Origin of the sequence: Streptomyces sp. NPDC008079 (genome assembly GCF_042957385.1) — a bacterium.
In the GTDB taxonomy this organism is placed as follows: domain Bacteria; phylum Actinomycetota; class Actinomycetes; order Streptomycetales; family Streptomycetaceae; genus Actinacidiphila.
Window position 1 is genome coordinate 52502 of the sequence record NZ_JBIBIC010000012.1, and the last position, 24778, is coordinate 77279.

Annotated in this window: 21 protein-coding genes and 1 pseudogene; 16 read left to right on the forward strand and 6 right to left on the reverse strand. The window is 71.7% G+C overall.

Annotation, left to right across the window (positions count from 1 at the left end; all coding sequences use genetic code 11):
• Positions 1-202 precede the first annotated feature (202 nt).
• On the reverse strand, positions 203-901 hold the full coding sequence (locus ACFZAM_RS23920; protein WP_391049140.1) for a hemolysin III family protein: 699 nt from the start codon (positions 899-901) through the stop codon (positions 203-205).
• 256 nt (positions 902-1157) lie between these two features.
• On the opposite strand from ACFZAM_RS23920, the gene ACFZAM_RS23925 reads away from it, so the two are divergent.
• Positions 1158-2978: a phosphoenolpyruvate carboxykinase (GTP) gene (locus ACFZAM_RS23925; RefSeq protein ID WP_391049142.1), complete on the forward strand. Its 1821-nt coding sequence runs from the start codon at positions 1158-1160 to the stop codon at positions 2976-2978.
• A gap of 99 nt (positions 2979-3077) precedes the next feature.
• On the opposite strand, the gene ACFZAM_RS23930 is transcribed toward ACFZAM_RS23925, so the two are convergent.
• Entirely contained in the window at positions 3078-4292 is a 1215-nt protein-coding gene (locus tag ACFZAM_RS23930) for a pyridoxal phosphate-dependent aminotransferase (protein WP_355347839.1), read from the reverse strand.
• Positions 4293-4383: 91 nt separating this feature from the next.
• Between ACFZAM_RS23930 and ACFZAM_RS23935 the strand changes: the two genes are divergently transcribed.
• On the forward strand, positions 4384-6672 hold the full coding sequence (locus ACFZAM_RS23935) for a P-loop NTPase fold protein (RefSeq protein ID WP_391049145.1): 2289 nt from the start codon (positions 4384-4386) through the stop codon (positions 6670-6672).
• Here the strand turns inward: ACFZAM_RS23935 and ACFZAM_RS23940 are convergent.
• Together ACFZAM_RS23940 and ACFZAM_RS23945 are read right to left on the reverse strand one after the other, a co-directional pair.
• A complete protein-coding gene (locus ACFZAM_RS23940) occupies positions 6560-8179 on the reverse strand; it encodes an amidohydrolase family protein (RefSeq protein WP_391049148.1) in 1620 nt (539 codons plus the stop codon). The two genes, ACFZAM_RS23935 and ACFZAM_RS23940, sit on opposite strands and share 113 nt — an antisense overlap.
• A gap of 227 nt (positions 8180-8406) precedes the next feature.
• Positions 8407-9771 (reverse strand): alanine racemase, encoded by a 1365-nt coding sequence (locus tag ACFZAM_RS23945; protein ID WP_391049149.1) that lies wholly within the window; start codon positions 9769-9771, stop codon positions 8407-8409.
• 147 nt (positions 9772-9918) lie between these two features.
• Here ACFZAM_RS23945 and ACFZAM_RS23950 point away from each other — a divergent pair, with 147 nt between their 5' ends.
• The 3 genes from ACFZAM_RS23950 to ACFZAM_RS23960 are packed head-to-tail and all read left to right on the forward strand — an operon-like array spanning position 9919 to position 12232.
• Entirely contained in the window at positions 9919-10992 is a 1074-nt protein-coding gene (locus tag ACFZAM_RS23950) for a PfkB family carbohydrate kinase (RefSeq protein WP_391049152.1), read from the forward strand.
• Positions 10989-11825, forward strand: coding sequence for an IclR family transcriptional regulator C-terminal domain-containing protein (locus ACFZAM_RS23955; RefSeq protein WP_391049155.1), 837 nt, complete (start codon positions 10989-10991; stop codon positions 11823-11825). Before ACFZAM_RS23950 ends, ACFZAM_RS23955 begins: the two co-directional genes overlap by 4 nt.
• A complete protein-coding gene (locus ACFZAM_RS23960; RefSeq protein ID WP_355347857.1) occupies positions 11822-12232 on the forward strand; it encodes a RidA family protein in 411 nt (136 codons plus the stop codon). The genes ACFZAM_RS23955 and ACFZAM_RS23960 overlap by 4 nt, the downstream gene beginning before the upstream one ends.
• A gap of 110 nt (positions 12233-12342) precedes the next feature.
• On the opposite strand, the gene ACFZAM_RS23965 is transcribed toward ACFZAM_RS23960, so the two are convergent.
• Positions 12343-13839 (reverse strand): glycosyl hydrolase family 18 protein, encoded by a 1497-nt coding sequence (locus tag ACFZAM_RS23965; protein ID WP_391049374.1) that lies wholly within the window; start codon positions 13837-13839, stop codon positions 12343-12345.
• Between the two features lie 389 nt (positions 13840-14228).
• Between ACFZAM_RS23965 and ACFZAM_RS23970 the strand changes: the two genes are divergently transcribed.
• The 11 genes and pseudogenes from ACFZAM_RS23970 (at position 14229) to ACFZAM_RS24020 (ending at position 23795) form a co-directional block, all read left to right on the forward strand.
• Positions 14229-15077, forward strand: coding sequence for a hypothetical protein (locus tag ACFZAM_RS23970; protein ID WP_391049158.1), 849 nt, complete (start codon positions 14229-14231; stop codon positions 15075-15077).
• A gap of 12 nt (positions 15078-15089) precedes the next feature.
• Positions 15090-15812, forward strand: coding sequence for a Flp pilus assembly protein CpaB (cpaB, locus tag ACFZAM_RS23975; protein WP_355347863.1), 723 nt, complete (start codon positions 15090-15092; stop codon positions 15810-15812).
• Positions 15809-17377, forward strand: a complete 1569-nt coding sequence (locus tag ACFZAM_RS23980) for an AAA family ATPase (protein ID WP_355347866.1) — start codon at positions 15809-15811, stop codon at positions 17375-17377. Before cpaB ends, ACFZAM_RS23980 begins: the two co-directional genes overlap by 4 nt.
• A gap of 137 nt (positions 17378-17514) precedes the next feature.
• The gene (locus ACFZAM_RS23985; protein WP_391049161.1) at positions 17515-17865 is read left to right on the forward strand and encodes a TadE/TadG family type IV pilus assembly protein; all 351 of its coding nucleotides are present in this window, start codon (positions 17515-17517) and stop codon (positions 17863-17865) included.
• The gene (locus ACFZAM_RS23990; RefSeq protein WP_355347872.1) at positions 17862-19196 is read left to right on the forward strand and encodes a CpaF family protein; all 1335 of its coding nucleotides are present in this window, start codon (positions 17862-17864) and stop codon (positions 19194-19196) included. The genes ACFZAM_RS23985 and ACFZAM_RS23990 overlap by 4 nt, the downstream gene beginning before the upstream one ends.
• Positions 19197-19255: 59 nt before the next feature.
• The gene (locus ACFZAM_RS23995) at positions 19256-20212 is read left to right on the forward strand and encodes a type II secretion system F family protein (protein ID WP_391049376.1); all 957 of its coding nucleotides are present in this window, start codon (positions 19256-19258) and stop codon (positions 20210-20212) included.
• 55 nt (positions 20213-20267) lie between these two features.
• Positions 20268-21170: a DUF5936 domain-containing protein gene (locus ACFZAM_RS24000; protein WP_355347874.1), complete on the forward strand. Its 903-nt coding sequence runs from the start codon at positions 20268-20270 to the stop codon at positions 21168-21170.
• Between the two features lie 448 nt (positions 21171-21618).
• Entirely contained in the window at positions 21619-21879 is a 261-nt protein-coding gene (locus tag ACFZAM_RS24005) for a Flp family type IVb pilin (RefSeq protein WP_391049164.1), read from the forward strand.
• 32 nt (positions 21880-21911) lie between these two features.
• Positions 21912-22475, forward strand: a pseudogene (locus ACFZAM_RS24010) (pilus assembly protein TadG-related protein); the annotation flags it as partial.
• 31 nt (positions 22476-22506) lie between these two features.
• Positions 22507-23094, forward strand: a complete 588-nt coding sequence (locus ACFZAM_RS24015; protein WP_355347880.1) for a hypothetical protein — start codon at positions 22507-22509, stop codon at positions 23092-23094.
• Between the two features lie 5 nt (positions 23095-23099).
• A complete protein-coding gene (locus tag ACFZAM_RS24020; RefSeq protein ID WP_391049167.1) occupies positions 23100-23795 on the forward strand; it encodes an OmpA family protein in 696 nt (231 codons plus the stop codon).
• Positions 23796-23973: 178 nt separating this feature from the next.
• On the opposite strand, the gene ACFZAM_RS24025 is transcribed toward ACFZAM_RS24020, so the two are convergent.
• Positions 23974-24735 (reverse strand): GNAT family N-acetyltransferase, encoded by a 762-nt coding sequence (locus ACFZAM_RS24025; RefSeq protein ID WP_391049170.1) that lies wholly within the window; start codon positions 24733-24735, stop codon positions 23974-23976.
• Positions 24736-24778 lie beyond the last annotated feature (43 nt).

A 24778-nucleotide genomic window follows, 5' to 3' on the forward strand; every position in this document is an offset into this window, starting at 1 on the left:
AAAAGAGTAGCTGTCAGATCGCCGCATGGGAACCCGCGCGGGTGGGCGCGTCCGCGGATGGGTGTCGGCGTACGCGTACGCACCGGCGTACGCGCCCTCACTCACCCGCGGGCGCGCGCCGACGTGCGGGCGTACGAAAAAACCCGCCCCCGTGGGGACGGGCGCGGGTGGGTGAAGGGGCGGGCGGCTGCGGCCCGGCGGATTACGCGTGCTGGTAGGCGACCAGCGAGATGCCGACGTAGTGGACGATGAAGGCGACCAGCGTGAAGGAGTGGAAGACCTCGTGGAAGCCGAACCAACGCGGTGACGGATTCGGCCGCTTGAAGCCGTAGACGACGGCGCCGCCGCTGTAGAGCAGGCCGCCGACGATGACGCAGACCATGACGGCCACGCCGCCGGTCCGCAGGAAGTCCGGCAGGAAGAAGACCGCGACCCAGCCGAGCGCGATGTAGCACGGGGTGTAGAGCCAGCGCGGGGCGCCGACCCAGAAGACGCGGAAGGCGATTCCGGCGAGCGCGCCCGCCCAGACGACCCACAGCAGCGCCTTCGAGGTGTCGCCCGGCAGCAGCAGGATCGCCAGCGGCGTGTACGTGCCCGCGATGATCAGGAAGATGTTCGCATGGTCAAGTCGTCGCAAAATCGCTTCGCCCCGAGGGCCCCAGTTGCCCCGGTGGTAGAGCGCGCTCACGCCGAACAGCGCGCACGCGGTCACGGTGAAGACGCCGCAGGCGATCCGTCCCCTGGTGCTCTGGGCGAAGGCGGTGAGCACGACTCCCGAGACGAGCACGGCGGGGAACATCCCCGCGTGCAACCACCCTCTGAGCTTGGGTTTCACGGGGATCGGCAAGTCGACGCCGTCGACGGTGGGGAGCACCTCTGAAGTGTCGTTGCCAAGGGCCATGCCGTCAATCCTACCTACGGTCGCGTAAGTTACCTGTTAGTAGATTCAAAGGTGGCGCGGGACACTCCCGGAGTGGTGATGCTCACTCGCGGCGCCCTGGACAGAATCATTTGACGGGGCCCACACTCATATGAGTGCGGTCGGTACCGGATGAGCACTCCACGAACGCGTCCGGGCCGCAGCCCCCAAGGGGCCGAGAACCAAACCCTCAATTTGTGACGCCGGTTCTGTGCGGACCCGGCGGGACGGAGCGATCGTGGCGCGCGGTATTGCGGCTCCCACCAACCATCAGGAACTGACCCGCTGGGTCGGCGAGATCGCCGAACTCACCCAGCCCGACGAGATCGTGTGGTGCGACGGCTCGGAGGCGGAGTACCACCGCCTGGCCGGAGAACTCGTCGCCAAGGGCACCTTCACCAAGCTCGACCCGACCCTGCGCCCCAACTCGTACTACGCGGCCTCCGACCCCTCGGACGTGGCGCGGGTCGAGGACCGGACCTTCATCTGCTCGGAGAACGAGGCGGACGCGGGCCCGACCAACCACTGGAAGGCCCCCGCCGAGATGCGGGAGATCTTCACCGGCGACAAGGGCGTCTTCCGCGGCTCGATGAAGGGCCGCACGATGTACGTCGTGCCCTTCTGCATGGGCCCGGTCGGCTCACCGCTGTCCGCCATCGGCGTGGAGATCACCGACTCCGCGTACGTCGCCGTCTCCATGCGCACCATGACCCGGATGGGTCAGGCCGTGCTGGACGAACTGGGCACCGACGGCTTCTTCGTCAAGGCCGTGCACACCCTGGGCGCCCCGCTCGAAGAGGGCCAGGCCGACGTGCCGTGGCCGTGCAACACCACCAAGTACATCTCGCACTTCCCCGAGAGCCGCGAGATCTGGTCCTACGGCTCCGGCTACGGCGGCAACGCCCTGCTCGGCAAGAAGTGCTACGCGCTGCGCATCGCCTCCGTCATGGCCCGCGACGAGGGCTGGCTCGCCGAGCACATGCTGATCCTCAAGCTCACCCCGCCCAAGGGGGGACCCGAGGCCGTCAAGTACGTCGCCGCCGCGTTCCCCTCGGCCTGCGGCAAGACCAACCTCGCGATGCTGGAGCCCACCGTCCCCGGCTGGACCGTCGAGACCATCGGCGACGACATCGCCTGGATGCGCTTCGGCGAGGACGGCCGCCTGTACGCCATCAACCCCGAGGCCGGTTTCTTCGGCGTGGCGCCCGGCACCGGAGAGCACACCAACTCCAACGCGATGAAGACGATGTACGGCAACTCCGTCTTCACCAATGTCGCCCTCACCGACGACGGCGACGTGTGGTGGGAGGGCATGACCGAGGAGCCGCCCGCGCACCTCACGGACTGGAAGGGCCAGGACTGGACGCCGCAGTCCGGCACGCCCGCCGCCCACCCCAACGCCCGCTTCACCGTCCCCGCCGCGCAGTGCCCGATCATCGCGCCCGAGTGGGAGGACCCGCGCGGCGTCCCGATCTCCGCGATCCTCTTCGGCGGACGCCGCGCCTCAGCCGTACCGCTGGTCACCGAGTCCTTCGACTGGCAGCACGGCGTCTTCCTCGGCGCCAACGTCGCCAGCGAGAAGACCGCCGCCGCCGAGGGCAAGGTCGGCGAACTGCGCCGCGACCCCTTCGCGATGCTGCCGTTCTGCGGCTACAACATGGGCGACTACTTCGGCCACTGGGTCTCGCTCGGCAAGACGCACGACGCCGCCAAGCTGCCGAAGATCTACTACGTCAACTGGTTCCGCAAGGACGCCGCCGGGCGCTTCGTCTGGCCGGGCTTCGGCGAGAACAGCCGGGTCCTGAAGTGGATCGTCGAACGCCTCAACGGCGAGGCCAAGGGCGTCGAGACCCCCATCGGCATCCTGCCGGCCCCCGGCGACCTCGACACCGAGGGGCTCGACATCTCCCAGGGCGACCTCGACCTGCTGCTGTCCGTCGACCGCGAGGTCTGGAAAGAGGAAGCCGCCCTCATCCCCGCCCACCTCGAAACCTTCGGCACCCACACCCCGCGCGAGCTGTGGGACGAGTACGAGTCCCTGGTGGCGCGCCTGGGCTGACGTGGGGGGCGCGGATCGCCCGCGCCCCTTCGCGGTGACCTCCCGCGCTCCTTCGCCGTACCTCTTCCGGGCCCGTACCCCTCCCGGACGCCGTACCTCTTACGGCACCTGGCTGTAGCCGCCCAGGAAGTCGCCGATGCGGGTGACCGCGTCCGTCAGGTCCTCCTTGGCGGGGAGGGTGACGAGGCGGAAGTGGTCGGGGTCGGGCCAGTTGAAGCCGGTGCCCTGGACGACGAGGATGCGCTCGGCCCGCAGGAGGTCGAGGACCATCTGCTGGTCGTCCTTGATCTTGTGCACCTTGGGGTCGAGGCGCGGGAAGGCGTAGAGGGCGCCCTTGGGCTTCACGCAGGTGACGCCGGGGATGGCGGTCAGGGCCGCGTACGCCGCGTCGCGCTGCTCGGTCAGCCGGCCGCCGGGCAGGACGAGGTCCTTGATGGACTGGCGCCCGCCGAGAGCGGTGGCGATGGCGTGCTGCGCGGGCACATTCGCGCACAGCCGCATGTTCGCCAGGATCGTCAGACCCTCGATGTAGCTGGTCGCGTGGTCCTTGGGGCCGCAGACCGCGAGCCAGCCGCTGCGGAAGCCCGCCACCCGGTACGCCTTCGACAGACCGTTGAAGGTCAGGGTCATCAGGTCGGGGGCGATGGCGGCGAAGGGGGTGTGCGTCGCGTCGTCGTACAGGATCTTGTCGTAGATCTCGTCGGCGCAGACGATCAGCCGGTGCCTGCGGGCGATCTCGGCGATGCCGCGCAGCATCTCGTCGTCGTACACGGCGCCGGTCGGGTTGTTCGGGTTGATGATCACGATCGCCTTGGTGCGGTCGGTGATCTTCCGCTCGATGTCGGCGAGGTCCGGCTGCCAGTCCGCCTGCTCGTCGCAGCGGTAGTGCACGGCCGTGCCGCCGGACAGCGAGACCGACGCCGTCCACAGCGGGTAGTCCGGCGCGGGCACCAGCACCTCGTCACCGTCGTCGAGCAGCGCCTGCATCGACATCTGGATCAGCTCCGACACCCCGTTGCCGAGGTAGACGTCCTCGACGTCCAGGTCGATGCCCTTGGTCTGGTAGTGCTGCATCACCGCGCGGCGCGCCGGGAGGATGCCCTTGGAGTTCACATACCCGTGCGCCGTCCCCAGCGACCTGAGCATGTCCTCCAGGATCTCCGGCGGGCACTCGAACCCGAACGGCGCCGGATTCCCGGTGTTCAGCTCCAGGATGCGGTGACCCGCCGCCTGAAGCCGCATGGCCTCTTCGAGGACCGGGCCCCGGATGTCGTAGCAGACGTTGGCGAGCTTCGTGGACTGGATCACCTGCATGCCGGTCACCTTACGGCCACGTCACGCGGACCGCTCGGTGTTTTCCGCCACGTACCGGCGGACCCGGGGGCGCGGCTGCCAGACTTGGACGGTGTCCTCCCCAGCGGCCGGACCGCCGCCCATGTCGCCGTACGCGACGCCTTACGCGACGCCGTACGCATTCCCGTACGGGTCCTCGTACCCGCCGGTGACCCCGCCCGCGTTCGCTCTGCTCAACGACGAACCCGTGGCCGACGAGACGCGCGACCTGCTCGGCGCCAACCGGGCCGCGGCGCAGCTCACCGGACTGCTGGTGGCCTCGCGCGACGCGACGCCCTTCACCCTCGCGGTGGACGCCGGATGGGGGATGGGCAAGAGCAGCCTGATGCGGCTGGTCGACGTACGGCTCCAGCGGTTCCCCGACGTGCACACCGTCTGGTACAACGCCTGGACCTCGACCGGCGGCGACGCCCTCGAAGGGCTCATCAAATCGGTGCTCAACCAGGTCGACCCCAGCATCCTGCGGCGCGCCCTGCGCCGGATCAGGGCGGGCGGCGCCCTGATGGGCCTGTTACGGGCGCTGACCGTCGTCGCCGCCGGGCCGCTCGGCGTGGCGGGCATGGTCGACGAGCTGTGGAAGCGCCTGTCGGTCGACGCGGGCGCCCGCAACGGCATGCGGGACGCGCTGCGCGACATGGTCGGCGAGTGGACCGCGACGCGCGGCTCCGCGCCCGGCGGCAAACTCCTCGTCATCTTCATCGACGACCTCGACCGCTGCTCGGAGCAGACCTTCCTCGCCGTCTGCGAGGCCGTGAAGGTCTACCTCGACGTGCCGGGCCTCGCCTTCGTCATCGGCTGCGACCGCGCCGCGATCGGCCCCGGCGGACTGCTGCCGGACCTCTCGCCAGCCGGGGCCGCCTTCGTGGAGAAGATCTTCCAGACCAGCTACCGCATCCCCGCGCCCAGCGGCCGGGAGATCCAGGCGTACGTCCGCTCCTGCGCCGAACTGGCCGGTATCGACCACCTGTTGGACCCGCACCTGGTCGAACTCCTCGCCTACCGCGCCGCCCGCAACCCGCGCCGGGTCAAACGCCTGCTCAACGGGCTGCTGTTGGAGGCGAGCCTCAACCCGGTCTGGGCGGGCATCCGCCCCGAGGCCGTCATCCGCACCCTGCTGCTCCAGTACCTCTATCCCGACTTCCACCGCATGATGACGGCGCCCGCCGGGCCCGGGGACGACGCCGACGTGGTGCGCGAATTCCGCACCTACCGCCGGGTCCGCACCCGCCTGTGGTCCCCGGCGCCGCTCGCCGACCCCGACCGGCCGATGGTCGCCGACTTCCTGCGCGCCCACTCCCTGCCGCCGCTGCACGGGCACGAGGACCACGGCACGGTCCTCGCCGACCTCGAAGCCCAGCTCCCGGTCGGCTTCCCCGACCTGGCGGGCGACCCCGCCTTCGTCTCCCTGGTCGAGGACCTGGTGGCGCTGCCCGAGTCCGAACTGGTGCTGCGACGGCTGCGGCAGGGCACCGAGGACGGCGAGGCGGCGCCGTATCCGCCGCTGGCCGGTCCGTGGGAGAGCGCGCCGCAGCCCGCGGCCGGGCCGGAACCGGCCGGGGACCCGGTGGCGTCACCGGGGCCGAGCGGATCGTCGGTCGACTACGGCGATACGGGGGTCGGCACGCCGCCGTACCCGGGGCCCGTGCCGGGGTACGGGCAGGGGCCCGTGCAGGGGTACGGGCAGGGGTACGGCTACCCGCGCGGTGACGGGTCGCCGTACGAGCCGGATCCGCTGGAGCGGCCGCAGTCGGTGAGCCCCGCGCTCGACGACCCGGAACTGGCCGGATACGGCGCCGACGCACCGGCCTGGCACGCGCCGCAACAGGGTTCCGGCTACCCGGCCGGGACGCCGGAGCGTACGTTCGCGCTCGCGGTGGCGGCGGGCTTCGCGCGGGGCAGAGGCCGTGCCATCGCCCAGTTGCTGACGGTGAGCTCCGCCGTGCTCCCCGCCGACACGGAAGCCGAACTCGTCCAGATCTTCGCCGAACACCGCCCCGCCCTGCTGCTCTGCCACGCGGGCTTCGCGGACGAGCCCGCCAAGGGCTTCGCGCTGGTACGCGGTGTGAGGTCACGCGGCTACGCGGGTCCAGTGATCTTCTACTCCGGGCGGATCACGCCCAACGACCGGGCCGCCGCCGGGGCGTTGGAGGCGGTCATCACCGACGACCTGACCGCCGTACCGGCGATCGCCGAGACCCTCACCTCAGGGACTCTCGCCCCAGGGGGCCTCACCCCCGGGCCGTTCGCCGACCAGCCGTTCCTCGCGCCTCGGTCCGCCGCACCTCGGTCCGCCGCACCGAGCGTCCCGCCAGCACGTCCGTCCGACGGGCGTCCTCGATGACGAACCGGCCGTCGATCAGGACGTACGGGATACCGGTGGGCAGGGTGCGGGGGCGGTCGTACGTGGAACCGGCCGCGACGGTGGCCGGGTCGAACAGGACCAGGTCGGCGCGGTAGCCCTCGCGGACCAGGCCGCGATCGGGCAGCCGCAGCCGGGCGGCGGGCCTGCCGGTCAGATGGGCCACGCACTCCTCAAGGGGCAGCACCCCCAACTCCCTGACGTAGCGGCCCAGATACTCGGGGAAGGTGCCGTACGCGCGCGGGTGCGGCTTGTCGCCGCGCAGGATGCCGTCGGAGCCGCCGGTGTGCACGCGGTGCCGCATGATGGCCCGGACGTTCTCCTCGTGGCCGACGTGCTGGAGGATCGTGGTGGCGAGCCGGTCCTCCAGCAGGAGCCGCCGGGCGGTCGCGAAGTCCGCGATCCTGCGCCCGACATGGGCGGCCAGCGAGCGCTCGCGCACCCCGGCGACCTCGATCACCGACCAGTCGACGGGGACGCCGTGGCTGCCGTCGGCGCCGTCCACCTCCATCACCCGGCGGATGCGCGCCGCCGTCGCGTCGTCGCGCAGCCGGGCCAGCGTCGCCTCGGGGCCGCCCTCGGTGGCCCAACTGGGCAGCATCGCCACGAGGGTTGTGGAGCCGGGGAGGTAGGGGTAGCTGTCCAGGGAGATGTCCGCGCCTGCGGCCAGGGCCGCGTCCAGCAGCGCCAGCAGTTCGGGGGCGCGGCCCTCGTTCTCCGGGAAGTTCATCGTGGCGTGCGCCAAGTGCAGCGCGCAGCCCGCCTGTTCGGTGAGCGCCACCATCTCCTCGTACGCCCGCAGCGCGCCCGCCCCGTACGACCTGTGGTGCGGGCAGTAGTAGCCGTCGTACGCCGCCACCACCCGGCACAGCTCGGTCAGTTCCGCGTCCGACGCGTACATCCCCGGCGTGTACGTCAGCCCCGACGACAGGCCCACCGCGCCCTGGGCCAGGCCGTCGGCGACCAACTCCTTCATCCGTGCCAGCTCAGCCGCCGTGGCCGGGCGGTCCTCCCAGCCCAGCGCCAGCATCCGGACCGTGCCCTGCGGCACCAGATACGCGGCGTTGACCGCGATGCCCCGGTCCAGCCGGTCTAGGTACTCGCCGACGCTCCGCCAGTCGAACTCCACGTCCGAGCCGTCGCCGTTCCACCCCGCGATCTGGGCCCGCACCTGCGCCAACGTCCGGTCGTCGACCGGCGCGTACGACAGGCCGTCCTGGCCGAGGACTTCCAGCGTCACGCCCTGTGCCGCCTTCGCCTCGTGCGACGGGTCCCGCAGCAGCGCCAGGTCGCTGTGCGCGTGCATGTCGATGAACCCCGGCGCCAGCGCCAGACCCTCCGCGTCCACCACCCGTCTCGCCGTGAGCCGCCGCCCCCCGTCCTTCCGCCGGATCTCCCCGACCCGGCCCCCCGCGAGCCCCACGTCCGCCACGTACGACGCCGCCCCCGTTCCGTCGATGACGCGAGCGTCGCGGAACACGAGATCCATGGCGGGGCCTTTCATGTCGTCACGGTTGCCACTCATCACCGCCGGGCCTGGTCCTCAATCGCCGGACGGGCTGGTCCGGCGCTTCTGGCGCGCCCGCCCAACCGGCCGCCCGTGCCCAGGGTTTGGACCCGGTAGTCGTCCCGTCCGGGCCCCGCTTCCGGCGCGGGACGCGCCAACCCCCCCTTTTCAGCCCGTCCGGCGATTGAGGACATGGGGGGGCGGGTGGGTTAGAAGAAGGTGCGGATGTAGGCGGGGACGGTGGCGTCGGGGGCGGTGACCGGGATGAGGGGCCACTTGTCGAAGGTGGTGCAGGGGTGGGAGAGGCCGAGGGCGACCCAGTCGCCGACGGCGAGGGGGTCGGAGGCGGGCACGGCCAGCCAGGTGTGCTGGTCGGACAGGGCGGTGACGGTGAGCCCGTCCGGCGCCGGACGCGGACCGGCGTCGGCGCCGCGAACCGTCTGGACGGACGGCAGCCCGAGATCGTACGGCGCGTCGCGCTTCCCGGCGTTGAGGAACGCCTGGGTGGGCGAGGGCCGGGAGACGACCTGGGCCCAGAGCCGGAAGGCCGGTTCGAGGGCGCCCTCGTCCGGGACCCGGTTGAACGGCGTGCGCCGCCGGTAGTGGTCGTCGTCGTGCGTGACGTACGCCCCGGAGCGCAGCAGCTTCAGGACCGGCCGGGACATCGCGGGCACGTCCGCGAAGACCTCCGCGACGAGGTCGAACCAGGCGGAGCCCCCGGCGCTGACCACGATCTGCTCGGCGTCCCCGAAGAGCCCGTCGGCGTCGAGGGCGCCGGCGAGCGCGACCAGCCGCCGCAGCCACGCACGTACCCGCCCGGGGTCGGCGTCCGGCACCTCGCCCTCGTACCCGGCGACGCCGGTCAGCCGCAGCGTGCCGGTCGCGGCGACGGCCGCCGCGACGGCCGCGCACTCGTCCTCGGTCCTGACACCGGTCCTGGCGCCCTCGCCGCCCGCGAGCTCGACCACGACGTCCAGCCGCCGCCGCGTCCCGGCGTCCCGCAGCGCCGCGTCCATCAGCTCGACACCGCGCACGGAGTCGACGTACGTGACGACGGTGAGGCCGGGGTCGGCGTCGAGCTGACCGCCGATCCAGCGCAGCGCCACCGGGTCGACGACCTCGTTGGCGATGAAGATCCGCGGCACCCCGAACGCCCGGCACACGCGCGCCTGGTGGGGTACGGCGACGGTGATCCCCCAGGCGCCGCGCGCGAGTTGGTCGGCGAAGAGCTGCGGGGCCATGGACGTCTTGCCGTGCGGGGCGAAGGACAGGCCGTGTTGGGCGGTGTACCGCTCCAGCAGGTCGAGGTTATGCGCGAGGGCGGCCTGGGACAGGACGAGGACGGGCGTGGTGAAGCCGCCGTCGAAGAGGCCGCGGCGCTGGTCGGCCAGCTCGCCGACGGTCAGCCCCTCGGCGTCCGGCGGCAGCCCCTTGAAACGGTGGTCGACCCGCTCCTCGCGCAGCCCGGCCGCCAGCGCCGCCACCCGCTCGGCACCGGCACCGGCACCGGCACCGGCTCCCGTGCCGACCCCGGCCCCGGCCCCGCCCCCGTGTCCGCCCACGTCCGCCGTCATCGAACCTCCCGAGTTGCAACATATGCAACGGCCGTTGCATACAGTGATGCAAGCTGTCTAACATCCCCGCGAGTGCCTGGTCAACGGTGCTCCTGCCCACCAGGCCACCGCCGCTCCCGCCGCGGCCCGCAGAAGTGAGTGACCGCCGTGACCGTACCGACGAGCCCGAGCGCCGCCCCCGGCGCCGCCGACTTCGACGTCGTCTGCCTCGGCGAGTCCATGGTCACCTTCGTCCCCTCCCGCCCCGGCCGCCTCGCCGACGTGCCCGCCTTCCACCGCGCGATCGGCGGCGCCGAGTCCAACGTGGCCTGCACCCTGGCCCGCACCGGCCACCGCGCCCGCTGGATCAGCCGCGTCGGCGCCGACGGCTTCGGCGACCACCTGGTGGAGACCATCGCCGCGGCAGGGGTCGACGTCAGCGCCGTACAGCGCGACCCGCACCGCCCCACCGGCGTGTACTTCCGTACGGCGGGCGAGCGCGCCGTCGGTACGGACGCCCCCGCCGACCGGGCCGAGGTCGTCTACTACCGGGCCGGTTCCGCCGCCTCCGCGCTCGCCCCCGACTTCGTCGCCCGCGCCGACGCGTGGAGCGGCCGGGTGCTGCACCTCACCGGCATCACCGCCGCGCTCTCCGCGACCTGCGCGGAGCTGATGCGCGGCCTCACCCGCCGCGCGCCGGGACGCCCGCTGGTCTCCTTCGACGTCAACCACCGCCCGGCGCTGTGGCGCGACGCCGACCCCCGGCGCACGCTCGACCTCGCCCGCGGCTGCGACCTCGTCTTCGTCGGCGAGGACGAGGCGCAGGCCGCCTGGGGGCTGCCGGACGCGGCCGCGGTACGGGCCGCGCTGCCCGAGCCGCGGACGGTGGTGGTCAAGCAGGGCGAGGCGGGCGCGACCGTCTTCGACGGCGACGAACGCCGTCACGTCCCCGCCCTCGCGGTCGACGTCGTCGCGCACGTCGGCGCGGGCGACGCCTTCGCCGCCGGGTACCTGTCGGCGGCCCTGCGCGGCCTGCCCGTACGCGACCGCGTCAGGCACGGCCATGTGCTGGCCGCCGCCGCGCTGACCGAGCCGGGCGACCTCGGCACGCCGCCCGGCCGCGCCCGCGCCGACGCGCTGGTCGCCCTGGACGACGCGGCATGGGGGAGACTGCGGCTGGGCGCCGGGTGGACGGCGTCCGGAGATCGTGCGCCCACGACGACGGAGGAGGGACCGCGGTGAGCCAGACGGTCGACCGCGCGCTGAGCATCCTGCCGCTGCTGGCCGAGGGCCCGGCGGGGCTCGAACAGGTCGCCACCCGGCTCGACGTCCACAAGTCCACCGCGCTGCGGCTGCTGCGGACCCTGCACGAACACGGCCTGGTCTACCGGCAGCAGGACCAGCGCTACCGGCTCGGCGCCCGCCTGTTCGCCCTCGCCCAGCAGGCCATCGAGACCCTCGACATCCGCGGCATCGCCCACCCCCACCTCGCCGCGCTCAACGAACGCACCGGTCACACCGTGCACCTCGCGGTGTACGAGCAGGGCGAGGTCGTCTACATCGACAAGGTCGAGAGCCGCTATCCGGTACGGATGTACTCCCGGATCGGCCGCCCGGTCGCCATCACGGTCGCCGCCGTCGCCAAACTGCTCCTGGCCGACCTGCCCGAGCCCGAACGGCGCTCGGTGGCCGAGCAGTTGGAGTACCCCCGCTACACCGCGAAGTCCACGCCCGACGCCGCCGCGTTCCTGGCCGAACTGGCCCGCGTCCGCGAACAGGGCTGGGCCACCGACCTCGGCGGCCACGAGGAGTCCATCAACTGCGTCGGCGCGCCCCTGCGCGGTCCCGACGGCCGCGTCTGCGCCGCCATGTCGCTCTCGGCCCCCAACGTCGTCGTCCCCGCCGACGAACTGCTGCGCCTGCGCCCGCTGTTGCTGCGGACGGCCGAGGCCGTCAGCCGCGACCTGTCGGGAAGCGCGCCCGCGCCCGCATCCGCATCTGTACCCGTACCCGCATCCGTACCCGTATCCGCGTCTGTACCCGCACCAGATTCAGTGAAGGACAACTCCGCATGAGCAACGGACAGAAGACCGCGATCGTCCCGGCCACCCACACGGCGCCGCCCGCCAAGTTCTCGCACGGCGTCCGCAAGGGGAATCTCCTCCAGGTGGCCGGCCAGGTCGGCTTCCTCCCGGCCGTCGAGGGCCAGCCCCCGACGCCCGCGGGCCCCGGCCTGCGCGAGCAGACCCTCCAGACCCTCGCCAACGTCCAGGCCGTCCTCGAAGCGGGCGGTGCCACCTGGGAAGACGTCATCATGATCCGCGTCTACCTCACGGACACGGACCACTTCGCCGAACTCAACGCCATCTACAACGAGTTCTTCGCCTCCCTCGTCGAGCCCCCCGCCGCCCGCACCACCATCTACGTCGGCCTCCCCGCCGGCCTGCTGATCGAAATCGACGCCCTGGCCGTCCTGGGGTGACGGCTCCTCCCGCGCGGGAGGAGAGCTTTCGGGGCGCGGGGAACGCGTCGGGGGCGCCCCCTGTCCCGCACGTGCGGGACAGGGGGCGCCCCCTTGGAGCGGACTCCGTGTTACGGCATGCCGTGCACGTGGGCCCCGACGCTGTTGGACCAGGCGTTGCCCGCCGAGGCGTCCCAGTTGGTGGACCAGGTCATGGCCCCGCGGATGGTGGGCCAGGTGGTGGACGGGTGGAAGGTCCCGCACCCGGTGCCCTTGGCGAGGCAGTCCAGCGCGTTGTTGACGACGGTCGGGCTGACGTAACCGGAGCCCGCGGCGCTGGTGGACGCCGGGGTGCCGATGCCGACCTGGGACGGGGAGAGCCCGGCCTGGATGGCGGTGCAGGCCAGGGTCGTGATGAAGTCCACCGTGCCCTGGCTGTAGACGCCGCCGTCGCAGCCGTTCATCGAACCGCTGTTGTAGTACTGGGTGTTGACGACGGTCAGGATGTCCTTGATCTTCAGCGCCGTGGCCAGGTAGTCACTGCCCGCCGAGAGCATGTCGATGGTCTGCGGCGCCATCGTGATGATGAGCGACGAGCCCGCCTTGGCGCTCAGCGCGCGCAGTGCCTGCGGCATGTAGGTGGTGTCGATGCCGTTCTCGAGGTCGATGTCGACGCCGTTGAAGCCGTACGTCTGCATCAGCGTGTAGACGCTGTTGGCGAAGTTGGTGGCCGAGGCGGAGTCACGGACCGAGATGGTGCCGTTCTGACCGCCGACGGAGATGATCACCTTCTTGCCCGCGGCCTGCTTGGCGGCGATGTCCGCCTTGAACTGCGCGGTGCTGTAGTTCAGCGCCGGGTCGAGGGTGAACGAGACCGCGCCGGGCGTGGTCGTCGCGTCCGCGAAGGCGACGGCGATGATGTCGTACTGGCTCTGCACCTGCGCGATGGTCTGCACGGTGGCGCCGTTGTTGAAGTTCTGCCAGTAGCCGGTGACCGCGTGCTTGGGGATGCTGCTGGTGGGCGGGCTGGTCGGCGGCGTGGTGGGAGGCGTCGTGGGCGGGGTGGTGGGAGGTGTCGTGGGGGGAGTGGTCGGCGGCGTCGTGGGAGGCGTCGTCGGCGGGGTGGTCGGCGGGGTCGTGCCCGTACCGCCGGGGCCCGACAGCGAGATGTCGTCCGCGAAGTACGCGGGCTGCGCGTACCAGCCGTGGGTGTAGATCGTCACGGACTTGGTGTTCGCGCCGGTGGTGAAGCTGACGCTGAGCTGCTGGTACGAGGAGGCCGACGGCGTCCAGGTGGACGGGTCGGTGCCGCCGGTGCCGGTCGCGCCCAGGTAGACGTACGAGCCCTGCACCCAACCGCTGAGCGTGTACTGGGAGTTGGGCTGCACGCTGACGACCTGGGAACACTGGCCGGTGTCGCTGCTGGTCGGGGTGGCCTTGAGGGCGGCGGAGCCGGAGTGCACCGGGCTGGAGACGGTGCTGCCGCTGCCCGCGGTGCAGGTCCAGCCGGAAAGGCCGCTCTCGAAGCCGGGGTTGGCGGCGAGGTTGGTGGTCGCGGCGCTGGCGCTGCCCATGTCGACGAGCGCGACACCGGTGCCGATCACCGCGGCGGCGCTCAGCCCCGCGATACCTCGGCGGAAGAACGTCGAGCGGACGAGCTTTGATCTGTGCTGGGCATGGCTCGCTTGATTCGCGTGCGATGCACGTTCCACGACTGCCTCCTGGGGGCAAGGAGTTGGGGGGTAGTGGGAGTGCGGTGGCGCATGACATGACGTACGGACGTGAACGGGTGACCTGAAGTGCCGACGTGCGGAGCAATGTGAAGCGCATGCAGAAAACAGATGACAGGGAGAAAGTTGGTCCAGACCAATTCGGTTGTCAAGACCTCCGCCGGACACCTGTCGTTCACCACTTCCGATCCGCAACTTTCCGCACCCAAGCCGCTACACATCGATAAGCTGACGACCGCGAATCGCCAGGTACCGGCCACCACCGGGCGCAGGAGGGGAGGTTCCGCATGCCGAGCGTCATCACCGTCACCTCTGACGATCTCTCGCTCTCGCTGGAAGAGCAGTTGACGCGCACCACGACCGCGCTCGACACGTACGGGCACCTCATCGCCCTGGCACCGGCCGAACCGGCCGACCCCGCCAGGCGCCGGATGCACACCGTGCGGTCCGCCCTCGAAGCCGACCGGATCGCGATCGTCCCCAGCCCGCTGCCCCCGCTGGCCATCGCCCTGCTCGCCGAGCAACTGCGCCAGCTCTCCGGCACCGACCTCGGCCCCGGCGTCCTCGCGGGCGCCGCCCGGCTGCTCACGTACTACCTGCACTCCGGCGCGCTGCTCGGCTCCGTCGCCAAGCTCGACCGCGTCCCGGTCGGCGTGGGCGCCCACGTCAAGTCCCTCGTGCCGGGACGGCACTTCGCCGTCCTCGCGCACCCCGAGCCGTACCTGGCCGAGGCCGAACCGGGCACCGTCCCGCCGGGGCCCGGCTACCAGACACAGCTCGCCGTCGCGGGCAAGGGCGTCGACCCCGCCTGGGTCACCGGACCGCTCGCCAGCGGCTGGCGCGCCCAGCACCTGCGCGAAGTGCCGCTGCCGACCGACTCCCCACGCTGGTGGGGCACGTCCCGGCTGGTCGAATTCACCGCCTACATCGCCGATGTGGGCATGCTCTACCAACTCGTCACCTCGGTACGGCGCGACACCTGCACCTGGTGCGGGCTCGAAGTCATCGGTGACCAGTGCTTGTTCTGCGCCACACGGCTGGGGGATCGTACGGCTCCGGCGAAGCACGCCGCCGCCCGGCCGGGGCGCGAGGTCGAGACACCGCGCCGCCCCCAACTCGAACCCCACAAGCGATAGGTCCGCCCGCACATGAACTCACGTCAGCGTCGTGGTGTCGTCCTCCTCGTGATCTCCGTGATCTGCGCGGTGGCCGCCTTCGCGGGAGTGCTCGCCGTCGTCAGCGACGCGCGGTCACAGGTCGGACCGAAGGTCACCGCGTACGAACTCAGCGCCGACGTACCGGCGTACCAGGCGCTGACCGCGTCCCAGGTGCACCGGATCCGGATACCGAAGCGCTGGCTGCCGGACACCGCCGTACGCGATCTCGGCCAACTCCAGGGCAAGATCGCCGCCGTGCCGCTGCGCAAAGGCTCGCTGCTCCAGTCCGACATGGTCGCCGCCCGGCCCGAACTCCAGGCCGGACAGATGGAGATCGCCATCATGATCGACGCCGAGACCGGCGTCGCGGGCAAGATCACCCCCGGCGCCCGGGTCAACATCTTCGCCACCTTCCAGGGCCGCAAGGACACCGACCCCGACGTCTCGAAGATCATCGTGTCCGGCGCGCAGGTCATCGACGTCGGCGAGATCAAGGCCTTCGACAAGAGCGAGAACGCCCAGCGGCTGTCCACCGAAGGCGTGCCGATCACCTTCGCGCTCAACGCCGGGGACGCCCAACGCGTCGCCTACGCCGAGTCGTTCGCGGAACACGTACGCCTCGCGCTGGTCGCCCCAGGTGACAGCTCCGCACCCTCGCAGACCGACCGCACGTACACCCTGAGCGGCGACGGCGGCACCGGAGGCAAGCCGTGACCGTACGCATCCTCGCCGGAACCGCCGACCCCGACGCCGCGCGCGCCCTGCTCGGCCTGCTCGGCCAACTGCCCGGCGCGGAACCGGCACCCGCGCTCGGCGACTCCACGGCGCTGCTTGAAACCCTCACGCGCGCCGCCGAGGCCGGGATCGACGAACTGCCCGAGGTCGTCATCGTGCAGGAGGGCATCGGACCGATGCCCGCGCTCGACCTCATCCGCGACGTCGCCCTGCGCTTCCCCGCCATCGGCGTCGTCCTGCTCACCGCCGACCCCAGCCCCGCCGTGCTCGCCGCCGCCATGGACTCCGGCGCCCGAGGCGTCGTCGGATTCCCGCTCTCCTACGACGAGTTGGGCGCCCGCGTCGAAGCCGCCGCCACCTGGTCGGCCGGCGTCCGCAGACACCTCGGCCCGCAGCGCGCCCTGCCCGCCGTCGCGGGCGGTACCCTCATCGCCGTCGCCGGGGCCAAGGGCGGCGTCGGTACCACCGTCACCGCCGTCCAACTCGCCCTCGCCGCCCACGCGTCGGGCCGCTCCACCGCCCTGGTCGACCTCGACCTCCAGGGCGGTGACATCGCCTCCTACCTCGACGTCCAGTTCCGCCGCTCCATCGCCGACCTCGCCGACATCGCGGACGTCTCCTCCCGGGTCCTGCACGACGCCATGTACGTCCACGAGTCCGGCCCCGCCCTGCTGCTCGCCCCCGCCGACGGCGAACGCGGCGAGGACGTCACCGACCGCTCGGCCCGCCTCGTCCTCGCCGCGCTCCGGCAGCGCTACGAAGTCGTCGTCGTGGACTGCGGCACCCAGATGACCAGCGCCAACGCCGTCGCCGTCGAGGTCGCCGACGCCGCCGTCCTCGTGCTCACGCCCGACGTCATCGCCGTGCGCGCCGCCAAGCGCATGGTCCGCATGTGGGACCGGCTCCAGATCCGCAAGCCCCAGGACACCACCGCCGTCGTCAACCGCCACACCCGCGGCACCGAGATCCAGCCGTCGCTGATCGGCCGCATCACCGGCACCCGCATGGCGACCTCCGTCATCCCCGCCGGATTCCGCGAACTCCAGGCCGTCATCGACGCCGGCCGCCTCCAGGACCTCGACGCCCGCTCCACCGTCAAGGCCGGAATCTGGGCACTGGCAGGGGAGTTGGGGCTGGTCAGCGGCGCGACGCTGCCCGCCGCACGCGGGAAGAAGCAGCGCCGCGAGCGGTCCGAACGCGGCGACCGGGGCCAGGTCACCCTCGAAACCCTCGGCATGACGCCGATCATCCTCATCACCCTGCTGCTCATCTGGCAGGCCGTGCTGGCCGGTTACACCTTCACGCTCGCGGGCAACGCCGCCGATCAGGCGGCCCGGGCCGCGGCGGTGGGTTCCGACGCCTCCGCCGCCGCGAGCAGCGACCTTCCCAGCGCGTGGGGGCCAGGCGACACCTCGGTCAGCCGCGCGGACGGCACCGTCTCGGCGACCGTCACCCTCAAAATGCCCCTCCTCATCCCCGGCATCGGCGACTTCGTCCCCATCTCGGGCCACGCGAAGACGCTGGACGAAACGGCCAAGCGATGAAGCGCTCCCGCCGCCGGGCTCCCGCAGCCCGTACCTCCGCCGTGCGCGCGGTTCCCCGCGCCCCTTCGGGGCCCTCCCGGCGCGGGTTCGGGGGCGGCGCCCCCGAGAGGCACCGCGGGCCCGCCCGGGACCGGGGAGTGGCATCGCTCGAATACCTCGGAATGCTCCCGTTCCTGCTCCTGATCGCCCTCGCGGGCATCCAACTCGGCCTCGTCGCGTACTGCGGCGAACAGGCCGGCACGGCGGCCCGTACGGCGGCCAGGACCGCCGCGCAGGCGGGCCCGAACGGGGGAGAGGCGGCCGGCCAGCAGGCCGGCCAGGCGGCGGTGAGCGACTGGCTGACCGCGACGATCCGGTTCACGACGTCCGACGCGACGACCGTGACCGCGCAGGCCACGGTGAAGGTCCCGTCCGTCCTGCCGGGCGTCAGCTTCTTCGACCCCGTGAAGCGCTCCGCCACCATGCCGAAGGAGGACACGACACGATGAGCCTCCGTGCCCGCCTCGCCGTCGAAGAGGCGACCCCGCAGACGCAGGAAGGCCACATGGTGGCCGTCTACCGCGCGAAACTGCTCCAGGAGATCGACCTCGCGGAGATGTCGGCGCTCGCGCCGGGCGAGCGCAGGGCCCGGCTGGAACGGGTGCTCGGTCACATCATCAGCCGCGAGGGCCCGGTGCTGTCCACGGCGGAACGCGCCGCGCTGATCCGCCGCGTGGTGGACGAGGCGCTCGGCCTCGGCATCCTGGAACCGCTGCTCGAAGACCCCACCGTCACCGAGATCATGGTCAACGGCCCCGACAAGATCTACGTCGAGCGCGGCGGCCGGGTCGAGGCGGTCGCCGCCCGCTTCTCGTCGGCGGAACAGCTCCTCCAGACCATCGAGCGGATCGTCTCCACCGTCAACCGCCGTGTGGACGAGTCGAATCCGATGGTCGACGCCCGGCTGCCGTCGGGCGAGCGCGTCAACGTCATCATCCCGCCGCTGTCGCTGACCGGACCCACGCTCACCATCCGCCGCTTCCCGCGCGCGTACACGCTCCAGGAGCTGATCGCCCTCGGGACGCTGGACGAGCACATGCTGTTGCTGCTCTCGTCGTTCGTGCGCGCGAAGTGCAACATCATCGTCAGCGGCGGGACGGGCTCGGGCAAGACCACGCTGCTCAACGCGCTGTCCGGGCTGATCCCCGACGGCGAGCGGATCATCACGGTCGAGGACGCGGCCGAACTCCAGCTCCAGCAGGAGCATGTGATCCGGCTGGAGTCGCGCCCGCCCAACGTCGAGGGCGAGGGCCGGATCACGATTCGCGACCTCGTACGCAACTCGCTGCGGATGCGCCCCGACCGGATCATCGTCGGTGAGGTCCGCGGCGGCGAGACCCTCGACATGCTCCAGGCGATGTCCACAGGACACGACGGCTCACTGGCCACCGTGCACGCCAACTCCGCAGAGGACGCGGTGCTCAGGCTCCAGACGCTCGCGTCGATGAGCGAGGTCAAGATCCCCTTCGAGGCGCTGCGCGACCAGATCAACAGCGCCGTGGACGTCCTCGTCCAGCTCAACCGCCACATCGACGGCACCCGCAGGATCGGCGAGATCGCCGTCCTGTCCTCCCGCGGCCGTGACGTCTTCCGGCTCACCTCCGCGACCCGCTTCCGCGCGGAACCGCTCGGCGTCGACCGCATCGTCCGCGGCTGGTACGAACACCGGCCCGTCCCGCGCGAGATCGCCGAGCGGCTCTACCTGTCCGGCGAACACGTACCCGCCGCCTTCGGCATCGGCGCGAGCGAACTCGAACTCGACAGCAGGGAGGCGAAGTGACCGCCGTTCCGGAAGAGTTGACGGCGGTCGCGGCCCCGCCCGGCAGCGGTCTCCCGCACCTGGCAGCGAGCCCCGGATTCGCCTCGGGACCGTACCCGCTGCTCGTCCTCGGCGTCAGCGTGCTCGCCCTCGCACTGGCCGTGTGGGGCGGCCACGCCTGGCGCGGCGGCAGGGCCGACCGGGCCGCGCTCGTCGACCGGCTCGCCGGCGACTTCGGCGGCGGCCCCCGCGAATCGGCCTTCGCCGGACTCGACCGCCGCGTACGCCGCTACGCCTGGGGCCAGCGCCTCGCGGGCCGACTGGCCGCCACCGGGACTAACTTGACGCCAGGTCAGTTCACCGCGGCCGCGATCGGCGTCGTCCTCGTCGCATGGGTGCTCGCCGCGGCGGTCCTCGCCCCCTTCTTCGGGCCGATCGCCGCACTCATCGCGGGCTGGTCCGCGTACAGCTTCCTGGAGTGGCGCCGCCGCGTCCGTACCGAGCGCTTCATCGCCCAACTCCCCGAGCTCGCACGCGTCCTGGCCAACGCCACCCAGGCCGGGCTCGCCCTGCGCACCGCCGTCTCCATGGCAGCGGAGGAGCTGGACGCGCCCGCGGGCGAGGAGCTGAAGCAGGTCGCGGACGCGATGGCGGTGGGCCACTCCATCGAGGACGCGCTGGCCGAGCTGCAACAGCGTCTGCCCAGCCGCGAGTTGGTCGTGCTGGTCTCCACGCTGGTGCTCTCCAGCCGCGCGGGCGGCTCCGTCGTCGAGTCGCTGCGCAACCTCACGGTCACCCTGGAGGAGCGCAAGGAGACCCGGCGCGAGATCCGCACCCAGATGTCCCAGGTCACCGTCACCGCCTACGCGGTCCCGGTCATCGGCATCGGCTCCCTGCTGCTCCTCAACCAGATCATGCCGGGCTCGCTCAGCGCCATGACCGGCTCCACTGTCGGCCGGATCTGCGTCCTGGTCGCGCTGGGCCTGTACGTGGTCGGCTTCGCGCTGATCCGCCGGATGTCGAGGATCGACGTATGACCGCGACCGTGCACACCTCACGCGGCAACCGGCCGGTGACCGGAGGGAATTCCCGATGCTCCTGATCGGCCTCGTCCTGGCGGCGGTCGTCGCCGCGGGCGTCGTCGGCGTCGTCCACGCCGTCGCACTCCTGCGCGCCGACGTGAAGCTCCCCGACGACCTGGCCCTCGCGCTGGAAGTCGGCAGGACCCGGACGACCCGTACCGGCAACGCCATCGACCGGATCGGCATCCGCTGGGCGCCGATGGTGATGCGGATGATGGGCCCGGCCCGGATCGCCAAAATGCGCGCCCGGATCGACCACGCGGGCCACCCGCACGGCCTCACCGTCGAGCGCTACGCCGCCCGCCGCGCCGTCTACGGCGGCCTCGGCGGCTTCGCGGCCCTGCTGCTGCTCGTCCAAGGGCACTGGATCCTGGCCCTGTTGCTCGCCGCGTACGCCTGGTGGTGGGCCGACCTCGGCATCTGGCTGGCCGTCCGCCGCCGCCGCGACGACATCGAACGTACCCTCCCCGACTTCCTCGACGTCCTCGCCGTCGTCGTCAGCGCGGGCCTCGGCTTCCGCCAGGCCCTGGAGCGCGTCAACGCCGTGTACCAGGGCCCCTGGTCGGACGAGATCCGGGTCGCCCTGCGTCAGATGGACGTCGGCGTCAGCCGCCGCGACGCCTTCGACCAGCTCCGCAGGCGCAATCGCAGCGACCAGGTCGGCCAGTTCGTCACCGCCCTCCAGCAGGGCGAGGAACTGGGCGCCCCGATCGCCCGCACCCTCCTCCAGATCGCCAACGACATGCGCCGCACCGAGGCCCAGAACGCCCGCCGCCGCGCCGCCCGCATGGTCCCGCGCGCCACCGGCGTCATCACCACCATCCTCGTCCCGGCGACCATGATCCTGCTGATCACCGGCACGATCATGGGCTCCCACATCCAGTTCGGCGACACCTTCGGCAGCGGCGGATGACGGGGCGGGTGGTGGTTCGTACGTCGGGCCGGGTGCCGGTTCGTACGGCGGGGCGGGTGATGGGGCGGGTGTCGGCGCGGACGACCGGGCGGATGACGGTCGTGGCCGCCGGACGCGGCGGGGGCGTGACCGGTGACGATGAGCGGAGATGGCGGCCGATGACCGGAGATGAGCGGTTGATGACCTGGCGATTACCGTGATCCGCTGGCCACACAGTGTGATCAACCGGCATGCTGTAAGCGCCAATTGGCGCAGAACGGGCTGCGGATGTCCGAGGTTCGGGTGTACCTTTGCATTCGCAACCATATTTGCACCTGCAATCAGAACCGATCCGCTGCGGACGGCAACACGACCAGCGAGAGGCGGTGTGCCGTGGACACCTACCCCGACAGGTGGAACGCGGCCGTCGCACGCATCCGTCAGGTGACGAAGAATGGGGCGAACGATGATGAACAGGTGGGTAGTCCGGCGCTACACGGACACCGAGATCTGGCTGCGCGACCGCACGGACAGACTCGCGGCCCGGATCGCCGACCGGTCGGCGGACGGGTCGGCCGACAGGGGTCAGACGTCGTTCGAGTATCTCGGGATCGCGGTGGTGATCGCGGTGATCATCGGAGTGCTGGCGGGGACGACGGACATCGGCACGAAGATCAAGGACGGCATCAACTCGATGATCGACAAGATCACCGCCGGAAACGGCAAGTAGGCCGGTTCGGGGATGACCGCGGTCAGACCCTCGGCATCTACATCGTGTCCATGGCCGCGCTGTTCTTCCTGGCCTTCGCGTACTTCGCGGTCGGCCAGGCCGCGGTCGTCCGCAACTCCGCCCAGACCGCGGCGGATTCGGCGGCGCTGGCCGCCGCTCGCGCGGACCGTGATGCCGCGTCCGCCGACTTCCTCGCCGCACTGACCTCGGGCGACCTCGTCCAACTGGGCAAACTGCTGGCGAATTTGGGGTCGCACGACGCGGAGGCGTGCGCTGCCGCGTCCTCGTACGCCGGGCAGAACGACGCCGCCGTGGACGCTCCGGACGGCTGCGGCCGGGCCTCCGGCGTACCGCTCGGATACACCGTCTCCGTCACGACCCTGGGCACGGTCGGCACCTCCGTGATCGACGGCACCGAGACCAAGCACGCCAAGGCCACCGCCACCGCGGTGGTCGAACCGCGCTGCGGACTTGGCGACAAGGACGGCAACGCGATCGGATTCATCTGCAACGGCGACCATGTGACGGTCGATCCGACGGCGGGCGGCTTCGTGCTGGACCTGTCGACCTTCTACACCGTCCACTTGAGCAAGTGACGGCGGCCGAGCGATGAGGGAACGGGGAACGATGCGATACGGGCGCAGGGCGACGATTGCGGTGGCGTTCGCCGCCGGTGCCGCCATCACGCTGGCGGGTTGCGGTGGCGGAGGCGGCGGCGGTGACAAGGCGGACAACAAGCCGTCCACCTCCGCGAGCGCGTCGAAGAACCCTGGATCGAGTGGCGGTGACACCGCCGCGCCGAGCGCCACCGCGACCCAGATCCTCGCCCAGATCAAGGGCGAGAGGGACATCGAGGTCACCATCAACTCGGCCGTGCGGGACTCCGGCGGATTCGTCACGGTCCAGGGGGTTGTCACCAACAACGGCACGAACATCTTCAACGCGGACAACTGGGTCGGCAACGAGACCGCGCTGTCCTCGTCCGGCGCGTCCGTCGCGGGCGCGGTCCTCGTCGACGAAGCCGGAAAGAAGCGCTACTACGTACTGCGCGACACGGACGGCAAGTGCCTGTGCACGATGAAGCTGCTGAGTGTCCAGCCCAAGGAATCCCGCCCGTTCTTCGCCCAGTTCCCCGCCCCGCCGGAAGCCACTACCCAAGTGTCGTTCGAGCTGCCGACGATGCCGCCCGCGAAGATCACGATCTCGGAGGGGTGAGGACGATGAAGCGCAACGCGTCGCCGCCCGGGGCGGCATCCCGCGCCGGAGGTCAGCGGGCCGCCCTGTCCGCGGGTGTGGTGATCGTGCTCGTGCTGGCCGCCGGGACGGTGGCCGGGGGGACCGCGGCCGTGGCCGACACGAATCCGCCGCCCACGGCCGGTGACAGCACGCCGACGGCCCCCGTGCGGATCGACCCGACCTCGCCAGGACTCAGGCTGCCGGAGGGCTCGACGCTGGCGCCGGCGAAGGTGCTGGACATCGTGTCCGTGACGGACGAGTCGTCGACGAAGGCGAGCCAGCCGGAGCAGCGGCAGGAGACGTCGAACTCGACGGTCACCTACGCGCTCCAGTCGGAGGTGCTGTTCAAGAAGGACAGCGCCGTGCTGTCGCCCACGGCGACCTCGCGGATCCAGGCCATCGCGGACGACATCACCGCACGCCATGTGACGTCACCCATCCGGGTGTTCGGGTTCACGGACAATCTCGGCAGCTCCGAGCACGGCATGGTGCTCTCGAAGCAACGCGCCGACGCCGTTTACCAAGTCCTGGCAACGGAAATGGGCAGCGCCGGTGACCCGTCCCACACGTTTCAGGTCCGTGGGTACGGCGAGGATTACCCGATTGCCGACAATTCGTCCGAAACCGGACGCAGCCAGAATCGCCGCGTCGAGATCACTTTCACGCCACCTGCCGCGTAACGTGCTGAGCGGTCGCTCTGACGCGGTACGGTGTAACTCCCCCCCTCGGGCCGGTTCGCTCTCCCCCCCCTGCGAACCGGCCCGTTTTTCTTTTCCCGCACCCGCGCCCGCACCGCACCTGGCACCGCACGCGCGCGGCCCCCATAGGCCGCCCCCGCAGGGCCCCCGCGAACGCCCCTCAGCCCGTCTCCACCCCCGCCGCCCGCAGCGGCCGGTAGGCCAGCCCCAGGCCGCGGTAGAGCCGCAGCGCCGGGGCGTTGGAGTCGTCGACGATCAGGGCGGCGGTGCCGTGAACGGCCAGCGCCTCCGCGACGACGAGCGCGCAGACCTCGCGGGCCAGCCCCCGGCCGCGCGCCGCCGCGGCGGTCGCGACCCCCGCCACGTACCCGACCGTCGGCGCGCACCAGGTGAGCGCGGCGACCGCGGCCAGGCGCCCGTCCACGCGGGCCCCGGCCCACCGGTCCCGCGCGCCGGGGCGGCCGGGGTAGGCGTACGAGGCGGGGAAGGCGGTGTCCAGCAGGGCGCCCACCTCCGGGGCGGCGCTGTCCGGAAGCCACCGGGCGGAACCGTCTCCCGAGGGGACGGGCCCGACCGGCGGCCCCGTACGGTCCATCCAGCCGAAACCGGCCACCGGCCGCAGCGAGGGCACCGCGCGCACGACCGTGTCGATCAACTCCCGGTCGCCGAGCGGCCGATAGCTCGGGCCGACCTCGCGCAGCACCTCGCGTACGAGCGGGACGGCGTCGTCCGCGGCGCCGGTGACCGCGAGCCGGTCGAGCAGCGACAGATTCGGCGCCGCCACCGCGACCGCCGCGCCGCGGACGAAGGCCCGGCCCGCGCTCAGATCCTGCGCCGCCCAGCGGCACAGCGAGTCGTCGGTGGGCAGGTCGCGGAGGCGGCCGATCTCGTGGGTGGAACGGGCGGAAGAGGTCGCGGGCATTCCGCATGCCTATCAAGGAGATGCGGGCCGCCGCATCGTAGAT